We start from the raw sequence: 17,585 nt of genomic DNA, 5'->3' as shown, positions 1-17,585 counted from the left end.
GGGACGCCGTGCTGAATGACAGAAGAGCAAGGCATGGAGAGAGAGGACTGTAATTGAATCAAGGTCAGCGCTCCAGGGGGACGCGCTGGCGGCCCAGGCGGGCGACGAGCGCCTCATAGCCGGCGTAGGACAGGGGCAGGAGCAGGGCGAAGAGAAGGGTGAGGGACGGCAGGGCGGGATGGGCCAGGGGATCCCTCACATGTGAGGCCATGGCGCGCAGGAGGCGGGCCGGCTCCGAGAGCACGTCCCAGCTGTTCCAGCGCTCCACGCGGCCCAGGTAGATGCCATAGCCACACAGGCCGGACGTGATGGCGACGAAGGCCCACGCCGCCGTGCGGCCCCAGCGCTCTTCCAGCCACCGCTTCCAGATGTCCAATGACAGCAGGCCCAGCAGCCACCCGGTGGCGGCGAACAGGGCCAGGAGCGCGGCGTCGAACCAGAGCGGAACCACGGGCCGCTGCTTCAGGTGGATGAAGTCGGTGACGAGATAGGGCGCGTTGGGAAACAGCGCGAGCCAGCCGAACGCCAGCGGGGCCAGCAGCCATGGACGGCCCAGGCCTCGGACCATGAGCCCGCGTGCGACGAGGGCCAGGGTGTACGGCGCCCAGGCCAGGAACAGGTTCCACGACAGGAAGGCGAAGCTGGCGCGCTCGCTCCAGTCGAGCCGCAGGGCCAGCAGGTCCACCGCGAGGATGCTGCACAGGATCGCGGGCAGCAGTCCGTGGCGGCTCGGGATGGAGGCGAAGGAGGAGTGCGGTCGGGACATGGTGGCGTGTGGCGACACAGCCGCGCACCGTGGCGGAATGGCCACGGTGCAACGGCTCCGGGAAGGGCGTGGAGACCCGGAGCGCCGTCAATGGAGCCCTTGGGCCTGGCCTTGAGCAATGCGCGGGCCAGTCAATGACCGGCGGCCCCGGCTGCGGCGCGAAGCGATTCCGGGCGAGACTGGTGGCCCCCGTTTCCTCCTGCCCAGGTGAGTCATGGTCCACGCTCCTGTCCTGCTCGCGGCGCTCGTGCTCGCGGGCGCCGCTCCCGTCCCGGATGAAGCCGCGCTGTGGAAGGCCATCTTCTCGCTGGAGCAGCCCGTCCCCGCGACCCGGGCCAGCGCGGAGGCCGCGCTGCTCTCGGGAGGCGCCACGGCCTACGGCGTCCTGTCGAAGGTCGCGCGGGTGGGAGGGATGGCGCAGGCCCTGGCCGCCACGGGCCCGGTCACGTCCTGTGGCCTCATCGCCGAGCAACGTTTTCTGGGGAAGCGGTCCGAGCACGGCTCCTTGTCCGCGCGGGCGGCGGACCTGCTGGGGCGGATGCTGGCGGAGGACGCGGCCCTCCGTCAGCGGGCGCAGCGCTCCGAGGATCCCTTCGACCGGGCCCTGGCGCTGGCGGCGTCGGCGCGAGCCCCCGCGACGCAGCCCGAGGCGCTGGCGGCCATGCGGTTGGAGCCGGTGCCGAAGTTGCGGCTGTGGGCGACCTCGTTCGCGGAGTGCTTCACGCGCCAGGCCGAGAAGCGCGAAGACGGCTCCGCGGAGGCGCTGGGCGCGGCGGCGAGCGAGCTGGCGGAGCTGGCCGATGCGGTGCGGGAGCCCCTGCGGTGCGTCGAACCCGCCGAGCTGGAGCCGGTGCTCGTGGACGAGCTGATCAAGGGCCTGGCCACGTCCGCGGGGTGGGCCGGATCCCTGGAGGCCATGACGGTCTACGTGCGGCGCGAGAACGGTGAACGGGTGGAGCTGAGCCCCGCTTGCGCGATGGCGGCCTATGAAGCGGCCGCGGCGAAGGGGACGTATGACGACGGGTTGCTGAAGCCCCTCGCCACGGACCTGCAGGGGGACTGGAAGTTGCGGCAGGTCGCGGGACAGCGCCTCGCGCGCGACCTCGGTCATCTGAAGGAAGCGCAGCGCAATCGCCTGGCCGCGGAGCTGGTGAACGCGGGCCACGACGTGCCATGGAAGGTGACCTTCGACCGCAGGAGGCTCGCCTGGAGCCGGGTCGAGCTGGAGGCCGCGGTGCGGCAGGGCAATCCGGAGGCCCGGGCCACCATCAACAAGCTCCTCCAGTGCCGCCACGACACCGATCAGCGGGATGTCGCGCTGCTGGGCTACCTGAGGACGAAGGCCGCGGCGGACAAGGCCTATGAGCTCGCGCGGCAGTGTCCCGAGGGGAAAGCGGCGGCCGTCGCGGCGCTGATACGGATGAAGGATCCCCGGGCCCTGGGGCTCCTGCCCCAGGCGATGGAGGACTGGGGCTTTGATCAAGAGGCGCTGAAGCGTGCCCTCCTGGAGGGCTACACCCCGAAGCTGGGGGAGCTCCTGAAGGCGCTGGCGGCCAAGGGGAGCCCCCAGGCCCAATCCGCGGTGCAGTTGTTGACGGCCGCGAGCGTGATGAAGCCGTAGCGGTGTTCCGCCCGCGGAAGTGACCGGGGAAGGCTTGCGCCTGTCCCGGTCGCCCCCGGCGCTCAGCAGTCGAGGTCGTACTCCTTGACGTCATCGTTCGGCGCGATGACCTTGACGGTGCTGGTGCCGTCGAACGTCGCGGTGAACGTCCCTTCGCTCGTCTCCACCTGCACCATGCCCGCCGTGGGACACTCATGGCGGCAGCGCTGGTAGCCAGACACGGTCGTCGTCGAGCTGAGGCCGCCCTTCGCTCCCTGCGACGTACTGTCCATCGTGATGCACCCGCTGCCCGCCTCCCAGGTGACCGTGCTCTGGGCCGTTCGCGAGTCGAAGCGATTCGGCGAGAAGCTGTTGGAGGTGACGGTCACCTTGCGCTGGTTGCCATCAGGCGGGGCGCCGGCGATCTGCAGGGAGAGGTTGTAGGGCTCTCCGTTGATGGTGAGATTGCTGGAGTTGGCCGTGGCGGCGAGCTGCCCCTGGTTGTCGGAGAGCACCACCTCCACGTTGCCCGAGATTTGCGTGAGCGAGACCTCCGCCGTGCAGTCGTTGAAGGTGTAGTTCACCGTCCCGCCTGTCGCGGTCGCGGTGGCACAGCCGGAGGGGGTGAAGGCGGTGGAGGCATTCGCCGCGAGCTGGGTGGCCGCGGTGGCCGGGTCGACGGCCATGGCCTGCACCGTGCCGATGGCGTAGTACCAATAGCTGTAGACAGGGTCGACCCAGGCATAGGTCCAGGCCGCGTCATACGCCCCGTAGTACGGATCGTAATAGACGTCGTCGTAGTAGTACGGGTCGTAGGTACTGGTGCAGCCCATGCCTGCGCCCAGCGACAGGAACAACAGCGCCGCTTTCATCCGTTTCATCCGCCGCCCCCTTGCGTGCGTTCTTCTGACCGGACCCAAGGTGGGACCCGGTGGGGGGTGGGTGTACTGACCCGCGGACCGGTACGACTGCGAGGTGCCGGTCCGCTGGCTCACCTGTCAGTCCCGGCTCCGGAGAGCACTGCCTGCCTTGCGAAGGGCGTTGAACAGCCTTTCGCGGTCCAGCCGCGCCCGGGCGAAAGCCTTTGGCACGAAGAAATCCTGGAGGGATGCGTCCGTGGCGTCGAAGTCCCCCGAGGCGAAGTGATGCCTTGCCGTCACCCGGGCCTGCACGTCGTGGTCATCCGCGATGAGCGCCTCGGCCTTCAGCACGCCGCCGACCCGGAGCGCCGCGTCGTTGCCGTGCCCCCAGACGACCTGGGCCTCCAGGTCCTGGCCCACGATCAGCTCCCCATCCGTGTCCACGCCACTGGCGCGCAGCGAGCCACCCACCACGAGCAGGCCTTCAGGCCCTGCGTTGCTCAGCACGCCCTCCACCGTGAGGTTCCCTGTCACCAGCAGGGGCCGTTCCACATGGACGTCGCCCTTCACCACCAGGTCCCCACGCACGAAGCGCGGGCGCTTGGAGAGGGAAGGCGCCTTCGCTCCGGTCGGGAGCACCTCCCGGGCGAGCTCCACCAGGGCCATGGCCGTCCAGGGAGTCATGCCTTGCACCGCCGCCGCGAGCGCGTCCCATGACGTGGCACCTTCCAGCGCGAGCTGATCCAGGACCTGCTCGACGGAGTCCACGTCCTTGTCTTCGTAGTACCAGGCCTGGAGCAACGCCTTCCGCTTGCGAGCCAGCGCGTCCAGCATTGGCTGCATGTCCAGCGCCCCTTTCCTTCCCGAGGGTGCCCTGGCGCCCATGAGCCGGGCGAGGTGCGGGTTGCCGTGCTCCAGCGCCTCCTTCACGGGCGTCTGCCCCGCCGCGTTCTTGCGAGTCGCATCCGCTCCGGCCTGGAGCAGGACCTCGATGACGGGCCCGCGCTCCTTGACGCGCGCGTGCTGGTGCAGCGGCGTCCAGTCCTTGCCCGCGTTGGGGTTGGCGCCCGCGTCGATGAGCGCTTGCGCCACGTCCGCCTGTCGCGCGTTGCAGAGCGCCGTGCGGCCCGCGTTGTCGAGCGCGTCCACGGGAACGCCGCCCTTCGCCAGCAGGGCGATGCAGGCCGTGCTTCCGTGCTCGGCCGCCGCGTGCAGGGGCGTGGCCTTCGCTGAATCGGTCGCGTTCACGGGAGCGCCCAGCCGCAGGAGTTCCCTCACCAGCGATGCGTCGTCCACCATCGCGGCCAGGTGGAGGACACCGCGCTTGCTCTTGTCCCGGACCTCCAGGTTGGCGCCCAGTGCGACCAGGGCCAGCACCCGGCCCGTGCGCCAGTCCCCTTCGAAGCCAGGGCCGAAGAAGGGCGACGCGTCGAGCCCCGCCGCCTGTAGGAGCCCATCGTCCAGGGCCTTGGCCTTGGGCGCCGGAGGACGCGGCGCGGGCTTCTGCTTCCGGAGCCACGCGTGGAAGCCTTCGTCGGAGAAGGCACCCTCCAGCCCCTGGAAGGCGAACGGATCCTCGTTGCCCTCGTCGTCGAGGGCGCGCGGATCAGGAGCCGCTTCCACCCGGGCGAGCAGCTTCCGGTAGCCCTGTGCCGGGGAGCCCCGCCGCAGCGCGTGCCACGCTTCCAGCCCCCGGCGTGCGCGGGCGTGGTCCTCGAGGTCTCGCAGGGCTTCGGCCTCCACCAGCGCGGCCTCCGCCTGTTCGAGCTGTGCGTCCGTCGGCTCGCGCCGCAGCAGGTCGTCGGCCCACTGGCTCAGAGCCAGCGCGCGCGCCTTCTGCCCGGTCGACAGCTCTCCGCCGGGCTTCGTCCCGCGGGTCAGCTCGAGGACGCGGTCGCGAACCCGCCAATGCTCGGCCTTCACCTCGCGCTCCCAGCGGTCGGGCTCCCCCCGCCGCGTCGGCTCCAGGGCCCAGTTGAGCGAGTGCAGCGCCAGCAGGTGCGCTGGGTCCGCCTCCACGATTTCGCGCAGGAGCGGGATGGCCTGGTCCAACTGGGGCGGCATCTCATCCAGCAGCGCGTCCGCCTTCTTCATCAGCGCGGCGGTGTCGGGCTTCCGGGTCGTCTTGGCGCGTGGCATGGCAGGGGACCTTGCCAGGAGGCCCCATGGGTTGCCCGGGCAAACAGCGGCGCCACACGACAAGGCCCCGGATGCTCGCGGGCCATCCGGGCGGCAAGCCGTGGCCCAGGGCGGACCGCAACGGCCAGCCGACCCACGACGCCACGCCTCGGGGCGCCAGCGGCCTGTATTCGACCCGGCGCTCGGGAGGGACGGCGGTGCTCAGGGGCTCCAGCGAGCCCGGCGCACCAGCCATGAGCTGCCGCCGCGACCGTCGCGCACCACGGCCCAGAACGTCACCTCCTGGGCCGCCGCGCCTTCCGCCGGCTTCCACTCCACGCGGTGGCGCCCCTGCTGGCCACCGAAGTCCGCGCCGCCCGTCTCCGACAGGTTGAACTCCCCCAGCGTGGTGTACCAGGCGATCTCCCACGCCTCCTTGAGGTTCACGGCCTGCAACCGCAGGCCCGGGACCACGTAGGCCTCCTCCCGGTCCGACACGTCCTCGGACGTCATCACGAAGGGCCCGGGGCCGCTCAGCTCCAGGGGCTCACCTTCCGGCCAGGGCACGTCGTCCACCCGCAGGCCCGGAAGCACGGGCTGCACGTTGGCCGTCATGCCCTCCACCACGGGGCACCAGAAGACCATCAGCTTCTGCGCGTAGACCTCTTCATCGCCCGCGGACACCCTCAGGACGAGCGGCATGCGGATGCCTCCCAGCCCCTGGTAGGCGTCCTCCGCCAGCACGCGCTCCAGCAGGAGCTTGTCCTGCGAGACCCGGGCCGCGCCGGGACGGATGGGGAGCGTCAGCTCGCCCGCGACGGTGGTGCCCTCCGCGAGCAGGGCGCGGTCCGCCTCGTTCGCGCAGATGCGGTCGTCCTGATCCGCGCAGGCCCACAGCTGGTACTGGATGGGGCGTCCCCCGCCGGCGGGGTCCACCAGCAGCGCGCGGTACGTCACCTCCGCCGCCAGCTCGTCGAAGGCCTCCGGCGACAGTTCGCAGGTGGAGGCGAGCAGCTCGGGCTGTTCCGTGGACACGCCGAGCACGCGCAGGTCGTGCACGCTCGACGGCTTGTCCTCGGGTTCGACGCAGGCGAGCGCCGTCAGCGCCAGCAGCAGCAGGCTTCCGGTGTTGAGCAGGGCCTTCATGTCAGAAGCTTCCTTTCACGCCCACCACGGGGAGGATGGGGATGCCGGGCACCTCGTACTCGCGGCGCTGCCGGTAGTCGTTGAAGGTGAACTCGACGTTCTCCGCGTTGTAGAGGTTCTGCACGTCGATGTAGGCCCCCAGCGTCCAGCTCTGGAACTGCCAGCTCTTGTCCAGTCGCACGTCGAGCTGGTGGAACCCCCCCATGCGCGCCGAGGCGTAGGGACCGTACATGCCGCTGAAGCGGTTCCTGTCCACCTGGTACTGGTCGAACGTGTGGTTGAGCGGCGTCGTGGGGCGGCCGGTGGTGTAGCGGAAGCGTCCGCCCAGCTCCCAGCCGTTGCCCAGCACGTAGCTGCTCACCAGCGTGAGGATGTGCGTCTGGTCGAAGGGGCTGAGGCCATACGCCGTATCGTCGCCGGTGGGACCGAAGCCGCCACGGCCTTCGGGGATGGGGCCCGCGCGCCCGTCGAGCGACTTGCTGAAGGTGTACGACAACCAGCCGGACCACTTGTCCGTCGCGGACGCGCGCTGCTTCTTCACCATCACCTCCACGCCCAGCGCGCGGCCGATGCCGTCATTGGAGTACGGCACCTGGAGCACGCTTCCGCCCGGCAGCGGGACGAGCTGGCCGGGCGCCACGATGTTGCTGAAGCGGCGGTTGAAGAAGCCCGTCACGTCGACGTTGAACACGTCGGTCAGCCGGTGCTCCACGCCGAGGCTGCTCTGGAACGCGCGCTGATAGGCGAGGTCCGGGTTGCCGTACGGCAGGGGGATGAAGCGGAACGTCTCACCCGGCTGGCTGTAGAGGCCGAGCGAGCCCTTGAGCTGGGTGCGCTCGGTGGCGTTGAAGGCCACCCACAGGCGGGGATCCAACGCCACGTTCCGGGCGTCGCCCGCGCGCTGGTAGTTGGCGCGCACGCCGGGGGTGAAGGTGAACCTGCCCACCTTCAGGTCCGCCTCCACGAAGAGCGCGCCGTCGAAGGAGCCGAGGCCGATGTGCTCCACCAACAGCTCGCCCACGGACTCGGCGCCAGGGAAGGCCACGTACTCGAAGTTCTCCGGGGCGGGGAACTCCACGTCGAAGGACTGGTGCTCGTAGACGAGGTCCAGGCCGGTGCGCACGGTGACGTTGGAGGACAGCTCCACGCCCAGCACCTCGCGCGCGCCCACCGTGTAGCCCACGCCGTCCTGCTTCGCGGCGCCGAAGCTGAAGCTGGTGCCGTCGTAGCCCACGTACGGCGTGAAGACGGACGTGAGCGCGCCCTTGCGGTACGTCCAGTCGCCCTTGATGCGGTGGAAGAGGGTGTGCGTGTCCACCGTCAGGTCGCGCTCGGTCTCCGGGCCACCGGTCACCAGGCGGAGCTGGTCGTCACTGCCGAAGGCCATGACGTAGCCGGTGCTGCGCGCGCCGCCCGCCAGGGCCTGGGCCTCCTCCTCCGAGCGGGCCCCCCGCTTCGCCCCGAAGTCCACGCGCAGCTGGTAGTCCCAGTATTTGGGGACCACGGACAGGGTGCTGCCCTCGCTCTTGGGGAGGACGGCGGGGAGGATCGTGTCGATGTACGAGCGCCGCGCGGCGGCGGCCACGCTGATGCCGTCCGTCACGGGTGCTTCCAGGAAGAAGCCCGCGTCCAGCAGGTCCACCTTCACCGAGCCATGGAACGTGTCGGCGGCGCCCTTGCGCGTGCCGACCTCCACGATGCCGCCCACCGCGCGGCCGTACTGGCTGCCGTAGCCGCCCGGGAAGAAGTCGAGCTGGTCGATGAACTCGGCGTTCACCACCGAGGGGCCGCCGAGCAGGTGGAAGAGGAGGGGGATGCCGACCCCGTCCATCATCGTCGCCGTCTGGCCGGGGTTGGAGCCGCGCACCAGCAGCTGGCCGGAGATGAAGGGCGCACGCGCCACGCCCGGCAGGGTCTGGATGACGCGGATGGGGTCGCCGAAGGTGCCCGGCGTGCGCTGCGCCTCCTGGCGCGTGATGGTCCGGCGCACGACCTCCTTCTTCGGCCGGTCGGAGCGCACGACGGTCTCCAGCGCGCCGCCGGTGGGGGCGAGGAAGAAGTTCACCTCCGTCGTCTCGTCCTCCTGGAGCTGCTCCTTCGTCTGGTAGAGCTGGTAGCCGGACGCCACCACGCGCACCGCGCACTCGCCAGGGGCCACGTCGAGGCTGAAGCGGCCGTCCTCGTCGGAGAGGGCCTCGGGCGCCTCCGGGTCGTCACCGCAGCGCACGGTGGCGCCCGCCACGCGCGAGCGGCTGCCGCGCGAAATCAGCTGGCCCTTGAGCGTGGCCTTCCGCGCCACCGGGGCCTGCTCCGGTCCAGGGGCCTCCTCCGGAGGGGCGTTGAGGGTGAAGTGGTAGATGTATTCCACCTGCACCGGCGCGGGCACGCCGTCCACCTCCGCGGGCGAGAAGCGGAACTGGCGCACCGCCGCGATGGCCGCCTCGTCGAAGCCATGGCCCGCGGGCTCCGTGGGCAACACGTCCGACACGGAGCCGTCCGCGGCGATGGTGATGATGAGGCGCACGGAGGCGGTGATCCCCTCGGCGAGCGCTTCGGGAGGGTAGGGGGCCTCCACCTGCTGGAGCAGCTCCGGAGGCCTGGTGATGACCGGCTGGGCCTGCGCGGGCGGGGCCGCTTCCGCGGGCGGCGCGCCGTCCTGCGGTGCCTGTGCCAGCGCCGGGGTTCCCAGCAGGAGCGAGGCCGCGGCGAGCGCGCTTCGGGCGTTCAGGTTGGGGAACATGGGGCGCGGAGCATACGGGCATGCGGCCCCGGGTTCGACGCCCCATTGCACTCTTCCGGACGGAGGGTCTCTGTCCCGTTTGACTGGAGGTCCGGCAAGGGGGTCAACACCTATCAATGACCCTGCGCTCTCCAATCCACTCCCACGCAAGGCGGCTGGCTGCCCTCTTTGCGTTGACGCCATTGATTGCCTTTGGGGCCTCCGAGCAGGACGCCGCGGCGGCGTCACCGGATCCCACGGATCGCATCATTGTCCGCTACCGCGACCAGGCGAAGGCCCGGAAGACCCCCGCTGGCGCACAGGTGGCCAGCCGCCGGGTCACCGATGCGGCCCGCCAACGGGGCCTGACCGCCCATCCGCTGCGCACCGACGGACGGGGCGCCCAGGTGTGGGCCCTGGACCGGAAGATGACGTATGCCGAGGTCCTGGCGCTGACGAAGCAGATCGCCGAGGCCGACCCGGAGGTGGAGTACGCCGAGCCGGACTTCATCCTGCGGCCGACGCTGGTCCCGAACGATCCGTACTATCCCTTTCAGCCGGACCTCCACCCCACCACGCCGGGCATCAACGCCCCCGCCGCGTGGGACCGCACCAGTGGGACTGGCGTGGTGGTGGCGGTGGCGGACACGGGGTACCGCCCTCACGCCGACCTGGCCGCCAACCTCCTGGGAGGGTACGACTTCGTCACGCTGCCTTTCTTCGGTGGGGCCGTCTCTCCCAATGACGGCGACGGACGCGACAGCGATGCACGGGATCCGGGCGACTGGTGTGTCAGCAACCCCAACGCTCAGACCAGCTCGTGGCACGGGACGCACGTGGCCGGCACCATTGGCGCGGTCACGAACAATGGCCTGGGGGTCGCGGGCATCGCCCATGGCGCGAAAATCCTGCCGGTGCGTGTGCTCGGGATGTGCGGCGGCTACACGTCTGACATCGCGGACGGCATCGCCTGGGCGGCAGGCGCTCCGATCTCCGGGGTGCCCAACAACGTGTCGCCCGCGCGAGTGATCAATCTGTCACTGGGGGGCCTGGGCGCCTGTCATTTCACCTACGCCAATGCCATCAAGAGCGCTCGGGACCGGGGAGCGGTCGTGATCGTCTCCGCGGGCAACGACAACGTGGACGCCGCCAATACCATGCCGGCCAACTGCCCGGGGGTGGTCGCCGTTGCCTCCGTGAACGCATCGGGCACCCGGTCCTCGTTCTCGAACCACGGTCCGGTGGTGGCGCTCGCGGCGCCCGGAGAGCAGATCCTGTCGACGTACAACACGGGAACCACCACTCCGGCGAGCGACGCGTATGCCTACAGCTCCGGCACCTCGATGGCCGCGCCGCACGTCGCGGGCGTGGCGGCGCTGATGTTGTCGGCCAACCCGTCGCTGGCCGTCGACGCGGTGACCTCGCTGCTGCGCTCTTCGTCCAGGCCCTTCCCCGGCGGTTGCACGGGGTGCGGCATCGGACTCGTTGACGCCAGCGCCGCCGTGAATGCCGCCATCGCCTACGGCGGGACCAACGCCATCGACCAGTCGACCTTCTTCGTGCAGCAGCTCTACTACGACGTGCTCCGGCGCAAGCCCGACACGGGAGGTTTGAACTTCTACGTGGGGCTCTTGAACGGGTGCAATGGCGACTCGACGTGCCTGGCCTCCACCCGGGCCAGCATCGCGCTCGGTGTCTTCCAATCGCAGGAGAGCCAGGCGCTGTACCCGAACCTCAATCCGGCGACGTCACCCAACTACAACGACGCCTTCGTGACCCGGATCTACCAGCTATTCCTCCAGCGCAACTTCGACCCCGAAGGGGGAGTCGCCTGGTACCAGTACCTGAACGCGACGAATGACTACATCGGCGTGATGGGCACCTTCATCACGTCCCCGGAGTACCGCAAGCGCTTCGGCAACCCCTGAGCGTCCTCCCGGGAGCGTCCACCGCGTGGCGCCGTGGGCGCTCCGGGGCTTTCAGCACTCAGGTCTTCCGCTTCACCTTCGCCACCTTCTTCGCGCCGGTCGTGCGTCCCGCCTTCGGCGCGGCCTTCTTCGCCGCGGTCTTCGGCTTCGCGGTCTTTTTCGCTGCCACCTTGCGCGCTGCCTTCTTCGCTCCCGCGGTCCCTGCCTTCGGTGTGCGCTTGCTCGGTGCTCTTGGGGCCGGCGCCTGCTCCAGGGCGGGCACTCGAGGTTCGGCGGGCAGGCCCGGGCCGGCGTCGTAGGCGGTCGTCCGCCACGCCATGCCCTTTCGCAGGTGCTCCCCCCACGCCGGGTGCGTCAGCTGGATGTCCAGGAAGGGGCCGGACCGCTTCACCTTCGACACGAAGGCCTGCGCGTTCGCGTTCATCCACTGGCCGGTGAAGGCCTTGCGCCCCCCTGCCTCCCGCACGAGCGCCGCGTCCTTCAGGTGCGGGTACTTGCTGAACCCGGCGTCCTCCGCCTTCTCGATGGGGTCGTAGAGCAACATCAATGCGAACACGGCGTGAGGCGCGGGCTTCCCGGCGTCAGGGTGCACGCGCGCCACTGACAGGCGGAGGGTCTGTCGGGCCACTCCGAGGACGCGGACTGCGTAGAGATCAGACATCCCACGAGGATACCGCGTGCACCGGGGGCCGTGTTGCCCCCGGCGTGTGGAGAGGATGCGGGCGCTCTATGAGAGGTCCACGGGAGCCCCTGGGCGGTGATGAACACGTCGCCATGCTTGAATTGTAAAAGCTTGTCTCCGCATTCTTGCCGGGATCGACTTGCATTCCAGGTGGCCAGGGGAGCAACGTGAATGCTTCACCCCGATGGGAGGCATCAGATGCGCAAGCTTTTGCGGTTCCTGCTGGCCACCTCCGCCGTCCTCACACTCGCCCCAATCGCCTCAGCCCGTGCGGAATCATGTGAGACCGCATGTACCTGTGCGACTTCCTGCGGCACGCCCTGCACCCATGATCAGGGCGGGTGGATCACGTGTGACCGGTGGGGAGGAGACTGCATCGGCCGCTGCTTCAAGCCCGAACCCACACCTTCGGTGGCCACCCGCGACGAAGCGCCGCGGGACGAAGCATCCGGCCAGGTCTGCAGTGAGGAGCACCCGGAACAGGAAGGCTCCGCCTCCATCGAGAGCTGAGCCCCGCAACGCCTCAACGCCCGGCGCAAGGCATTGCGCCGGGCCGCGAGCACCTCTCAATTCCGCTGGGAAACAGGCCGAGCCCAGAGCACATCCCAGGTCCATTCCGGGAAGGTCTGCCTGGGCGTGGTGATCCGCCCCCGCACCTGGGTGGCGGCGACCTGGGCGCCCTGCCGTCGCGCCTCGTCGAACAGCTGGGTGCGCAGGTCGTGCCCATCCACGTAGCTCGCGAACAGCAGGCCTGACTCCCCCACGGGCTCGGGTGGGGAGAGGGCGGGCTCGGCAGGCTGGAGCCCCCAGGCCTCCAGGACGTCCGGATACACCTCGTCCAGATCCACCAGTTCGACACGGACGCCCCGGGCCCCACAGGGACAATCCCAGCCAAGGCCGCGCTCCAGCATGCCCGACGCAAGCGTCCGTCCTCGCGCGGGTGCGCCGCACAGGCCACACGACACCGGCGCCACGTCGCCCACCCGTTGGCCCTGTTCATCGAAGAAGAGATGGAGCACTTCCGTGGGTTCGGTCTTCATGGGGGCACAATCAGAGCATGGGGGAGAAAGGCTTCTTGAGGGTCAGCGTGAGCCCCATCTCCCGGCCATGCGGGAGGCGGCCCGACAGGTCCCGCCCGTCCTGGAAGGGGAGGCTGAAGCGGACGCCCACGGAGCCGTAGACGAAGCCGAGGAAGGGCGCCAGGTGGAGCGACGTCGTGGGCCGGTGGGCCGCCGTCCCCGTCTCGTGGGCCACGCCGGTCTCCAGCCCGAAGATCAGGAAGGTGCCCTGGACTCCGCCACACAGCCGCGCGTGTTCGCCGTCCATCCATTGCCCCTGTCCGAAGACGCCCACGGCGCCAGACCTGAAGGAGCCCATGCGGTTGTTGTGCATGGCCAGGTTGAGCGTGGACTCCAGGCCCACGCCCCAGGCGGTGTCCTCCTGGCGGCGGCTCATGCTCAGCAGCGGGCCCACCGTTAACCAGGGTTGCGGCGAGCCGTCGTCAGTCGACGCGCCTGGGACGACCAGGGCGAGCAGGGCAAGGGCGTTCATCGCGCCAGGATACGCGGGAGGCGCCCCACCGCCGGGCTCCCTCCAGACACTGTCCATGCAGGGGGATGCGTTACGCTCCTCCCCATGGCTCCCTCACCCTTCCAGGCGGAGTTCCGCGTTCTCACCGGTCTGGACTGGGTGCCGCTTCCGTTCCTGGAAGGGCTGGAGGCCGAAGCGGCGGACATGTACCCCCGTCACCCGCCCGTGACCTGTTGCAGCTTCCAGGGCGGATTCTTCATCGACGTGGGCGGCCAGCCCTTCAGTGCTGACGGCTCGGTGGACGAGTTCTGATGACGGGCGTGACGGCTAGCGGGGGATGAGGATCACGTCCTCATCCTGTTCCAGCCGGTACGTTCCGTCAGGCTGCCGGCAGCGCTCGGCATGCGCGCGGATTCGCGCATCGAGCCTTCCCGCCTCGTCCGGGTTCAGGGCCGCCAGCTGCGCGGCCGTGTAACACCCCTCCAGCACGAGGAAGCGGCAGAGCGTGTACATCTCCTCGAAGGTCTGCGCGGCGAACCCGCTCATCGTCGCGAGGGTCTCGTGGGGCAGGTGCTTCCGCTGGATTTCGGCGACGACCTCCTCGCTGAAATGCAGGGTGTCGGAGAACTCCCGGCACATCGCATGGGTCGGCCCCCGGGCCGCGGCCATCACAATCAGACAGCTTCCGCCGGGCCGCACGAAGCCGAGCAGTCTGTCAATGAAGCCGCCCCATTCGGAGACAGGGACGTGATACAGGACGTGTGAGCAGACGACCAGGTCGTATCTGTCATTGGAGGCGAACCGCTCCAGGGAGACCGGGAGGACCTTCGCCTTCTCATGATGGAAGCCGGAGCTCTGCTCGGGATGGGGTTCGAGCAGGGTGAGCGAGTCGAAATGCGGAGCGAGCCGTTCCGCGACCTTGCCCGCCCCCGCTCCGACATCCAGCAGGGTGGGGTGCTCCGGGAGCCCTGGGGACAGCCGCTCCGTGACGATCTGGTGGATGTTCGTCGGATGCCTTGCGGACGCCGCGAGAATGCGGAACGCCGTGGCGTACTCCTGCGGTGACATCGTGATGGCCATGATTCTCCCCGGTGTCGTGACGACTGCCGGGGAGACGCTACCATTCCGTCGCGGCTACCGGGCGGCCTTGCGAGGGCCGCCGACGAACTCCGCCAGATGCTTGCCGGTCAGCGTCGACTTCGCGGCGACCAGGTCCGCCGGGGTGCCTTCGAACACGATGCGTCCGCCGTCGTGGCCCGCGCCCGGCCCCAGGTCGATGAGCCAGTCCGCGTGCGCCATCACCGCTTGGTTGTGCTCGATCACGATGACGGACTTCCCGGAGTCAACCAGCCGGTCCAGCAGCCCGAGCAGCTGCTCCAGGTCGGCCAGGTGCAGACCGGTGGTCGGCTCATCGAGCACGTAGACGCCGCCTTCGTCCCCCATGTGCGTCGCGAGCTTGAGCCGCTGCCGCTCGCCACCCGACAGCGTGGTGAGCGGCTGGCCGAGCCGGAGGTAGCTGAGGCCCACGTCGGCCATGCGCTGAAGAATGGCGGACGCTGCCGGCGTCTGCGCCTTGCCTGAGCCGAAGAAGGCGACCGCATCCTTCACGGGCAGGTCGAGCACCTGGGCGATGTTGAGCCCGCCGAGCTTGTACTCCAGCACCGACGCCTGGAACCGCTTGCCTTCGCAGTCCTCGCAGACCGTGGTGACGCCGGCCATCATCGCCAGGTCGGTGTAGATGACGCCGGCGCCGTTGCAGGTCGGGCAGGCGCCCTCGGAGTTGGCGCTGAACAGGGCGGGCTTCACGCCGTTGGCCTTCGCGAACGCCTTGCGGATCGGCTCCAGCAGGTCGGTGTACGTCGCCGGGTTGCTCCGCCGCGAGCCGCGAATCGGAGCCTGGTCGATGGACACCACCCCGTCCCGGTTGCCCACCGAGCCGTGGATCAACGAGCTCTTGCCCGACCCGGCCACGCCGGTCACCACCACCAGCACGCCGAGCGGGATATCGACGTCGACCTTCTTCAGGTTGTGCGTGTTGGCGCCGCGCACCTTCAACACGCCCGTCGGCTTGCGCACGGACGGCTTCAGGGCAACCCGGTCGCTCAGGTGGCGTCCCGTGAGCGTGTCACTGGAGCGCAGCGCCTCGACGGTGCCTTCAAAGACGACTTCGCCACCAGCGGTGCCGGCTCCGGGGCCCAGGTCGACGACGTGGTCGGCGATGGCGATCATCTCCGGCTTGTGCTCGACCACGAGCACGGTGTTGCCCTTGTCGCGCAGCCGCAGCAGCAGCTCGTTCATCCGCTGGATGTCGTGCGGGTGCAGTCCGACCGTCGGCTCGTCGAAGACGTAGGTCACGTCGGTGAGCGAGGACCCGAGGTGGCGGATCATCTTGGTGCGCTGCGCCTCACCGCCCGACAGCGTGCCGGCAGGGCGGTCGAGGCTGAGGTAGCCCAGGCCGATCTCCACGAACGAGTCGAGCGTGTGCCGCAGCGACGCCAGCAGCGGGGCGACGGACGGCGCGTCCAGGCCGCGCACCCACTCCGCCAGGTCGCTGATCTGCATCGCGCAGGCGTCGGCGATGTTGATGCCCTTGATCTTGGAGGACCGGGCGGCCGCGCTGAGCCGGGTGCCCTTGCATTCGGGGCAGGAGGTGAACGTGACCGCGCGCTCCACGAACGCACGGATGTGCGGCTGCATGGCGTCCACGTCCTTGGACAGGAACGACTTCTGGATCCGCGGGATGAGTCCCTCGTAGGTGAGGTTCATCTTCTCGACCTTGATCTTGGTCGGTTCCTTGTGGAGGAAGTCCTGAAGCTCCTGCTTGGTGTACTTGCGGATCGGCTTGTCCGGGTCGAGGAAGCCCGAGGCCCCGAAGATGCGCACGAGCCAGCCGTCCACGTTGTAGCCGGGGATGGTGAGGGCGCCCTCGTTGAGTGACTTGCTGTCGTCGTACAGCTGGGTCAGGTCGATGTCGCTGACCTGCCCCATGCCCTCGCACTTCGGACACATGCCGCCGGTGACGTTGAAGACCTTCTTCTCGGTCTTGCTGCCCTCGCCCTTCTCGACGGTCATCTCGCCGGTGGCGCGGACCGACGGGACGTTGAAGGAGAAGGCGTTGGACGAACCGATGTACGGCTTGCCCAGGCGGCTGAACAGCACGCGCAGCATCGCGTTGGCGTCCGTCGCCGTGCCGACCGTCGAGCGGGAGTTCGCGCCCATGCGCTCCTGGTCGACGATGATGGCAGTGGTGAGTCCTTCCAGGACGTCGACCTCGGGCCGGCCCAGCGTGGGCATGAAGCCCTGCACGAACGCGCTGTAGGTCTCGTTGATCAACCGCTGCGACTCCGCGGCGATGGTGCCGAAGACGAGCGACGACTTGCCGGAGCCGGAGACGCCGGTGAACACGGTGAGCCGCCGCTTGGGCAGCTCCACGCTGACGTCCTTCAGGTTGTTCTCGCGGGCGCCCTGGACGCGGATGAGGTCATGGCTGTCCGCGGGATTCGAACGGCGCTGAGCGGCGGTCTTGTCGGAGGAGGTCATGGGTCCATTTTCTCCAGCAGTTGTTCGAGGCGGTCGTGCGGGGAGACCGTAGTCGAGCCGACCCTATCTGTCCGCCACTGCGAGGACGAAGCGCGCGTAGCCCAGCTCCGCTGCGTTCTTCATCAGCTCCAGGTTCACCCACGCGACGATGTCCGCGAAGGGCCTTCCCTCCATGGGCCAGCGGGTGCGCGTCGACGCGTGCAGCTCGGAGTCATCCAGTCCCATGACGGCGCTCCGCCATTGATCGTGCAGGCGCGCGATCCAGGCCTGCACGCCCTCGGCGGTTCCGGGCCAGTGCACGTCTTCTCGCTTCAGCGAGCCGGTACCGAACGAGTGGTCGTGCACCATCGACCACCAGAAGCCCATGTGCCACGTCAGCCAGGCGATGGACGCGGGGCCGATGTCATAGCCCTCCGACTCCGGCCACTCCGCGCGCCAGACGCCGTCCGTGCCTTGCTCCACGTGCAGGCCCTTCCGCGCGGGCCGCAGGAGGCACTCCCGCGTCGTGAGCCCGTTGAGATGGTATTGGGTGAGCGCCCAGGCCGTGTCGAGCTGCGTCAACAAAACGCTTCGAAGGCCGCTGTTCTCGTGAGGATCCATCCAGAGAGTCTTTCATGTTCGTGACCCTCCTGGTTCTTGTGTTCACTATCCAGCATTGCTAAGCCGAGCCCGCTTTTCGCTCTGCTGTTTGGGGAT

At 69.3% G+C, this 17,585-nt stretch carries 14 protein-coding genes; 3 read left to right on the top strand and 11 right to left on the bottom strand.

From position 1 onward, the window contains the following. Window positions 1-64: 64 nt before the first annotated feature. Window positions 65-766 (bottom strand): DUF1361 domain-containing protein, encoded by a 702-nt coding sequence (locus tag D7V80_RS05175; RefSeq protein ID WP_120587135.1) that lies wholly within the window; start codon window positions 764-766, stop codon window positions 65-67. Between the two features lie 214 nt (window positions 767-980). Between D7V80_RS05175 and D7V80_RS05170 the strand changes: the two genes are divergently transcribed. Beyond that, complete coding sequence (locus D7V80_RS05170; protein WP_120587091.1) at window positions 981-2,387, top strand: hypothetical protein; 1,407 nt, start codon at window positions 981-983, stop codon at window positions 2,385-2,387. A gap of 62 nt (window positions 2,388-2,449) precedes the next feature. Here D7V80_RS05170 and D7V80_RS05165 read toward each other — a convergent pair whose 3' ends face one another. From D7V80_RS05165 to D7V80_RS05150, 4 genes are all read right to left on the bottom strand, one after another. Continuing rightward, the gene (locus D7V80_RS05165; RefSeq protein ID WP_147446986.1) at window positions 2,450-3,247 is read right to left on the bottom strand and encodes a hypothetical protein; all 798 of its coding nucleotides are present in this window, start codon (window positions 3,245-3,247) and stop codon (window positions 2,450-2,452) included. 117 nt (window positions 3,248-3,364) lie between these two features. Beyond that, a complete protein-coding gene (locus D7V80_RS05160; RefSeq protein ID WP_233585148.1) occupies window positions 3,365-5,365 on the bottom strand; it encodes an ankyrin repeat domain-containing protein in 2,001 nt (666 codons plus the stop codon). Between the two features lie 201 nt (window positions 5,366-5,566). Further along, on the bottom strand, window positions 5,567-6,490 hold the full coding sequence (locus D7V80_RS05155) for a hypothetical protein (RefSeq protein ID WP_120587089.1): 924 nt from the start codon (window positions 6,488-6,490) through the stop codon (window positions 5,567-5,569). 1 nt (window position 6,491) lies between these two features. Next, a complete protein-coding gene (locus D7V80_RS05150) occupies window positions 6,492-9,230 on the bottom strand; it encodes a TonB family protein (RefSeq protein ID WP_120587088.1) in 2,739 nt (912 codons plus the stop codon). 173 nt (window positions 9,231-9,403) lie between these two features. Between D7V80_RS05150 and D7V80_RS05145 the strand changes: the two genes are divergently transcribed. After that, window positions 9,404-11,137, top strand: a complete 1,734-nt coding sequence (locus D7V80_RS05145; RefSeq protein ID WP_199738386.1) for a S8 family serine peptidase — start codon at window positions 9,404-9,406, stop codon at window positions 11,135-11,137. A gap of 58 nt (window positions 11,138-11,195) precedes the next feature. Here D7V80_RS05145 and D7V80_RS42150 read toward each other — a convergent pair whose 3' ends face one another. The 3 genes from D7V80_RS42150 to D7V80_RS05130 all read right to left on the bottom strand — a co-directional run bounded on the left by D7V80_RS42150 (window position 11,196) and on the right by D7V80_RS05130 (window position 13,274). Then, window positions 11,196-11,693, bottom strand: coding sequence for a hypothetical protein (locus D7V80_RS42150; RefSeq protein WP_199738384.1), 498 nt, complete (start codon window positions 11,691-11,693; stop codon window positions 11,196-11,198). Between the two features lie 692 nt (window positions 11,694-12,385). Continuing rightward, the gene (locus tag D7V80_RS05135) at window positions 12,386-12,859 is read right to left on the bottom strand and encodes a hypothetical protein (RefSeq protein ID WP_120587086.1); all 474 of its coding nucleotides are present in this window, start codon (window positions 12,857-12,859) and stop codon (window positions 12,386-12,388) included. A 10-nt stretch (window positions 12,860-12,869) separates the two neighbouring features. Further along, the gene (locus tag D7V80_RS05130) at window positions 12,870-13,274 is read right to left on the bottom strand and encodes a hypothetical protein (protein ID WP_233585147.1); all 405 of its coding nucleotides are present in this window, start codon (window positions 13,272-13,274) and stop codon (window positions 12,870-12,872) included. Window positions 13,275-13,454: 180 nt separating this feature from the next. Here D7V80_RS05130 and D7V80_RS05125 point away from each other — a divergent pair, with 180 nt between their 5' ends. Continuing rightward, window positions 13,455-13,661 carry a hypothetical protein gene (locus D7V80_RS05125; protein WP_120587084.1) on the top strand — a complete coding sequence of 69 codons (207 nt, stop codon included), beginning with the start codon at window positions 13,455-13,457 and terminating at the stop codon, window positions 13,659-13,661. Window positions 13,662-13,676: 15 nt separating this feature from the next. On the opposite strand, the gene D7V80_RS05120 is transcribed toward D7V80_RS05125, so the two are convergent. From D7V80_RS05120 to D7V80_RS05110, 3 genes are all read right to left on the bottom strand, one after another. After that, window positions 13,677-14,429, bottom strand: coding sequence for a bifunctional 2-polyprenyl-6-hydroxyphenol methylase/3-demethylubiquinol 3-O-methyltransferase UbiG (locus tag D7V80_RS05120; RefSeq protein ID WP_120587083.1), 753 nt, complete (start codon window positions 14,427-14,429; stop codon window positions 13,677-13,679). 54 nt (window positions 14,430-14,483) lie between these two features. Further along, a complete protein-coding gene (locus D7V80_RS05115; protein WP_120587082.1) occupies window positions 14,484-16,889 on the bottom strand; it encodes an excinuclease ABC subunit UvrA in 2,406 nt (801 codons plus the stop codon). A 63-nt stretch (window positions 16,890-16,952) separates the two neighbouring features. Beyond that, complete coding sequence (locus D7V80_RS05110; RefSeq protein WP_304987059.1) at window positions 16,953-17,450, bottom strand: DinB family protein; 498 nt, start codon at window positions 17,448-17,450, stop codon at window positions 16,953-16,955. Window positions 17,451-17,585 lie beyond the last annotated feature (135 nt).

This window comes from Corallococcus sp. CA054B (genome assembly GCF_003611625.1).
GTDB classification, from domain to species: domain Bacteria; phylum Myxococcota; class Myxococcia; order Myxococcales; family Myxococcaceae; genus Corallococcus; species Corallococcus coralloides.
Note: the sequence above shows the minus strand (reverse complement) of the source record. Positions and strands in the feature narration are given on the sequence as shown.

What these genes read in the sequence shown, in the direction of transcription:
- D7V80_RS05175 (WP_120587135.1), bottom strand. Translation starts at nt 766, where the DNA reads ATGTCCCGACCGCACTCCTCCTTCGCCTCCATCCCGAGCCGCCACGGA.
- D7V80_RS05155 (WP_120587089.1), bottom strand. Translation starts at nt 6,490, where the DNA reads ATGAAGGCCCTGCTCAACACCGGAAGCCTGCTGCTGCTGGCGCTGACG.
- D7V80_RS05130 (WP_233585147.1), bottom strand. Translation starts at nt 13,274, where the DNA reads ATGAGCCGCCGCCAGGAGGACACCGCCTGGGGCGTGGGCCTGGAGTCC.
- D7V80_RS05150 (WP_120587088.1), bottom strand. Translation starts at nt 9,230, where the DNA reads ATGTTCCCCAACCTGAACGCCCGAAGCGCGCTCGCCGCGGCCTCGCTC.
- D7V80_RS05125 (WP_120587084.1), top strand. Translation starts at nt 13,455, where the DNA reads ATGGCTCCCTCACCCTTCCAGGCGGAGTTCCGCGTTCTCACCGGTCTG.
- D7V80_RS05115 (WP_120587082.1), bottom strand. Translation starts at nt 16,889, where the DNA reads ATGACCTCCTCCGACAAGACCGCCGCTCAGCGCCGTTCGAATCCCGCG.
- D7V80_RS05160 (WP_233585148.1), bottom strand. Translation starts at nt 5,365, where the DNA reads ATGCCACGCGCCAAGACGACCCGGAAGCCCGACACCGCCGCGCTGATG.
- D7V80_RS05135 (WP_120587086.1), bottom strand. Translation starts at nt 12,859, where the DNA reads ATGAAGACCGAACCCACGGAAGTGCTCCATCTCTTCTTCGATGAACAG.
- D7V80_RS05120 (WP_120587083.1), bottom strand. Translation starts at nt 14,429, where the DNA reads ATGGCCATCACGATGTCACCGCAGGAGTACGCCACGGCGTTCCGCATT.
- D7V80_RS05170 (WP_120587091.1), top strand. Translation starts at nt 981, where the DNA reads ATGGTCCACGCTCCTGTCCTGCTCGCGGCGCTCGTGCTCGCGGGCGCC.
- D7V80_RS05165 (WP_147446986.1), bottom strand. Translation starts at nt 3,247, where the DNA reads ATGAAACGGATGAAAGCGGCGCTGTTGTTCCTGTCGCTGGGCGCAGGC.